The sequence below is a fragment of the Rhizobium sp. PRIMUS64 genome (assembly GCF_023006465.1).
Taxonomy (GTDB): Bacteria; Pseudomonadota; Alphaproteobacteria; order Rhizobiales; family Rhizobiaceae; genus Rhizobium; species Rhizobium leguminosarum.
In genome coordinates this window covers 1-4,332 of sequence record NZ_JALBGX010000245.1, presented here as the reverse complement: position 1 = coordinate 4,332, position 4,332 = coordinate 1, and the positions used below count along the sequence as shown (strand labels likewise).

3 protein-coding genes are annotated in these 4,332 nt (G+C 64.8%); all 3 read right to left on the bottom strand.

Features of this window, described 5'->3' with window-relative positions; genetic code table 11:
- On the bottom strand, positions 1-1,791 hold a 1,791-nt coding region (locus MOV76_RS38475; protein WP_247266526.1), incomplete at its 3' end, for a cellulose synthase.
- On the bottom strand, positions 1,788-2,834 hold the full coding sequence (locus tag MOV76_RS38470) for a glycosyl hydrolase family 8 (RefSeq protein WP_028733641.1): 1,047 nt from the start codon (positions 2,832-2,834) through the stop codon (positions 1,788-1,790). The genes MOV76_RS38470 and MOV76_RS38475, both read right to left, overlap by 4 nt.
- Positions 2,831-4,332, bottom strand: a 1,502-nt coding sequence (locus tag MOV76_RS38465; protein WP_247266525.1) for a cellulose biosynthesis cyclic di-GMP-binding regulatory protein BcsB, incomplete at its 5' end; no start/stop codon positions are given. The genes MOV76_RS38465 and MOV76_RS38470, both read right to left, overlap by 4 nt.

The following is a 4,332-nucleotide window of genomic DNA, read 5'->3' as shown; positions in this document are numbered from 1 at the left end:
GACCACTTCCGACCCCGGCTGCAGGGTGACGCGGCGCTCGGCCGGAAGTGGCTCCGTCGGGGGACGCTGCGTCGGTTGAGCCGGTTGCTGTACGGCAAGCGCCTCCTTCCCCGGCGGCGACGGGACGGCATTCGGCGTCAGGGAGGAGGTGTCTTCGAGATTGGTGATCCGGCTCGACCGGCCGGCCCAGGCGCGCTGGAGGTCGAGCACGCCCTTGCGGTCGCTCAGCTGCTCGCGGGTGATGACAAGGCCATAGGCGGACGGTTCGTCATCTGCTTTCCAGGCAAGCGCCGTCTCGAACCACCGTGCAGAGGTCTGGAACTGGTTGAGGGAGCGGGCATACCAGCCGAACTGCTGCGCCGTCGGTACGTATTTCCGAGCGATGACCTCGGCGGCAATGCGATGCAGCACGTCTTCGGCCAAATCGGCCGGCGGCTGCAACGCCATCAGGTTGGCGGTGGCGGCGAGATAGGTTGATGTCGCATCCTCGGAATCGGCACGCCAGCGGAACATCACGTCCTCGGCTTCCTCAGGCGCCTTGCGGGCAATCAGCGCCAGCGCCAGCCCCTGCGAAGCGGCCGCCGAATCTTGCTTGGCTCGGGCGGCGCGGAACCACTTCTCGGCATCGGCATCATTGTTGCGGCGAAGCTGGTACCAGCCAAGCAGCAGCGCATCGGAGGCAAGCCCCCCAGTCTCGGCGAGTTTTTCGAGGCGGGCGACATAATCGGGCGCGATGGCGAGATTCGGATCGTCATTGCCCTCGGCCATGAATCGTCGGGCGAGGTTGTCGCGGATCGCATCGAATTCCTTGCTGCCGTCGGCGGCAGGCCTCTCCAGCGTGAGCAGTGCCTGCATCGGCTGGTAGCCGAGCAGCGTCGAGGCCTTTTCGACCGTCGCCTGCCGCTCGGCGGGATTGGTGCAATTCTTCAGGATATAGGTGTAGGCATCCTGGCCGCGCTTCGCCCTCTCCGTCTGGATGAAGGCTTCGGCGACGCGCCAGAGAACATCGACCTCGCTGCAGGTGAGCAGGCTCGGTGTTGCGGCGGCAATATCGACCACCGTCGCATATTGCTTGAGGTCCGACGCGTTGACGAGGCGGGCACGGGCCTCGGCGACGTCGAGCCGGTCGAGCAGATCGGCCGGCGGCTGCCATCCGGCATCGGCTGCCTGGCGGTCGGCGACCGCCTTGCGCAGCTCCGCATAGCGGCCATCGGAATAGAGTTGCCACATGGCCTCGAGCCGTTTGTCGCCATTCTGCGGCACGGCGAGCGGATCGGCCGGCGGAACCCAGTTCGGGTAGAGCGCCTGAAGGCGGGAGATTTCGGCTTGCAGGCGCACCTTGTCGCCGCGGCTGGCGAAATAACGAAGCGCGCTTTCATCAACGGTAGGCTGCGGCGGCGCGGCGGCCTGTGGTGGAGCCTGCGGCTCGGAAACGATGGGGGGCGTGACCGGCGCCGGCTGGACGGCCGTCTGAGGTGCCACAGGTTGCGATGCTACGGGCGGCGAGCCTGCAGGCTGCTGTGCTGCGGCATTCGGCACGGGTGTATCAGGTGTCGACGGCGACGGGGATGTGATCGCCTCGATCTTGTCGGCCACCAGCTGCGCATTGAATTGGGGATTGCCGGCGGAAGCATCAGTCGGCTTGATGCGGCCCATCATCATCAGTTCCGGCGCCGGCTTGGCGGCAGATCCAAGGCCGAACCTTTCCTGCAGAGCGGCACGATCTTTCAGCCCGGTGACGAGTGTCGCCACCACGACTGCCGCTGATACCGCCACGAGAGAAGACTTCACAGACACTCCGGATGCTTCTCCCCGATATAGGCCAGTCCCAGCAGCTGAAGCGTGGACGGATAATAGAGTGCGGGCGCAAATTGCAGGGCCGAGCCCGGCAGCTTGGTCCCGTCGAGTACACAGGCCACAACATCGTTAACAATTCGATAACCGGGGTCCGGCAGCACGGTCTTCGGCCGGCCGGTGGTCAGATCGATGGTCGCGGGAACACCGTCTTTCGACATCCCCTGCTGCAGACGGGTCAGCAGGGCCTTGTCGGTGACGCCGCCGCGAACGAGATAGAGCGGGATGCGGATGGCGTTATAGGCGAATTCGGCGTCGAAACCCTGCGCAGGCTGCGGTTGGCCGCTGAGACTGACCCATTCGGCGGGAAGCTTGCGCGGGCCGAACTGCATCGTCTTCAGCAGCGCCACGCCATCTTCCGACAGTTGTTTCCAGGCATCCGACGGAGCGAGCGCCGCCATCACCGGGATAGCCTCGTAAATCCAGTAGGACGGGTTGACGACGGGACCGTCGTCACGGTCGGTGCCGGTAAACCCCTCGCTTCCCGGCAAGAGGAGCGTCCGGTCGGCCGAGCGCACAACGGTTTCGGCAAGCAGCGCCTGCGCCATGCGGGAGGCGGCGAGAATATAGTCCTCGCGTTTCCACGCCGTGCCGGCCAGCGCCAGCGCATAGGCGATCAGCATGTCGCCATCCGAGGCATTGTTGGTATCGGTGACGTGCGGCTTGACGTTCGGATCCCATTTCCAGACGGCCAGGCCATCGTCGCGCAGCAGCAGTTCGGTGCGGGTAAAATACCAGATCTGCTCGAAATCGGCGGGGCTTGCAGCGAGATAAGCGAGCAGCATGCCGTAGCCCTGCCCTTCGCTATGGCTGATATTGCCGTTGCCGTTATCGACGATGCGGCCGGTCGCATCGAGAAACTTCGCCTTGTAGGCCGACCATGCGCCGGCATTGATCATCGCCTGCTGCGCAACGGCGGGCGTTCCCGCGGGAGCGAGCGCGACCGATGCTGCAAACAGGAGCGCGCGTAACCGTCTCATTTCGACCGACCCAACCTTTTGAGCATGCTCGAGGTGGTGATGCCGATCAGCAGAACAAAGACGACCAGCAGGAAGGCATAGGAGAGGATATTCGTCGACAGCCAGTTGGCGGCGATCAGGCGGTAATTGGCGATCGACCACGGGGTGGACGGCACGAAATCAAAGCGGGTGACGGGCACGGTGTCGATCTTGCCTGTCTTGCTCGAATAGGTGGTGATGTGGCCTGATATCTGCGGCCAGTTCAATTGCTCGGTCAGGACCTCCAGCCCCGCGCGCAAATCCTTCGCCGACGGCGCCGTCACCACCGTCCATGAGCCCGCTCCCGCGGGGCTGGAGCCCTGGGCAACCATAAGCGTGGCGGCGTTGGGCGGGGTAAAGATCTCCTCGGCGCCGGGAACGAATTGCAGCGAACTGCGGGAGATATCGAAATTGCGCGACAGCCACTCGCGGAAAGCCGTGATCCGGCTGCGCAGGACACCGCCGCTGACCTTGGAGTTCCACTCTTCGAAGGCCGTACCGGTGTCGACGACGCCCGCCTGCGTTTCGACGACGGGGCGCCACGAGGCCTGGCTCGCCGTAGAGATATTGGTCTGCGTCAGCGCAGTTGCCGGCATCTGCGAGATGGAACCGATGAAGATGGCGTCGCGATCGCCGATCATGTTCGGCGAGGCGACGGTTTCGACGGCGATCGGATGGCCGGCCGTAATCGCCATCTGGCCGAGCAACGTGGCGGCGGCCGAAAGTGTGTCGGCATCGACGCGGTCGATAAAGAGCGGCGTCGGCTCCGTGGCCCGACCATAGGGATAGGCGGTGCCGGCCATTGCCGCCAGATTCGGACGCTGGCCGACGCGGGCGAAATCCGGAATCTCCAGCTCTGATGTATCGAACAGGGCAAAGCGCGGGGTGGCGCCGGCGGTCGCGCCCGGCGCGCAGGCGGCATCGTCCTTGGTCATCAGGATCGCCTCGATCGCCACCGAATTGAGACCTGGCTTGAAGTGCCGCATCGTCACGCGGATCGGCAGATGGCGGAGAATACCGCCAGTGGTCGTGGTGATCGGCACGGTGGAGGCGATGTTGTCGTTGACGTAGATATCGATGTGGCTGCCGGGCAGCACGTTGTCAGTATAGGCGGCGTCGAGCAGCACCTTCGCCTCGCCATAGGCATTGGCATAAAAATCCGCCGGCACGGCAATATTGAAGCTCGTACGCAACCGCCGGCCGGAGAATTCGGTGGTCTTCACACCGAGCTGAGACAGGGCGATATTCGTATCGGAAAAGACCAGCGGCGCGTTCGGCGCGCTCCAGCGCTCGGTGGTCAGCACGTCGCGGCGAACATCCGAGGACCGGTCTGTCGGCGAGACGATGGTATCGATCGCCGAGGAGACCGCCTGCCAGGAGGGGCCGCTGATCAGAAGTAGCGGCGAGCCGCTGCGCGGGTCGGTGACGAAAGCGGCGAGTGCCGCACTTTCGGCGCCGGGCGGCAGGCCAGGAAAGAGCG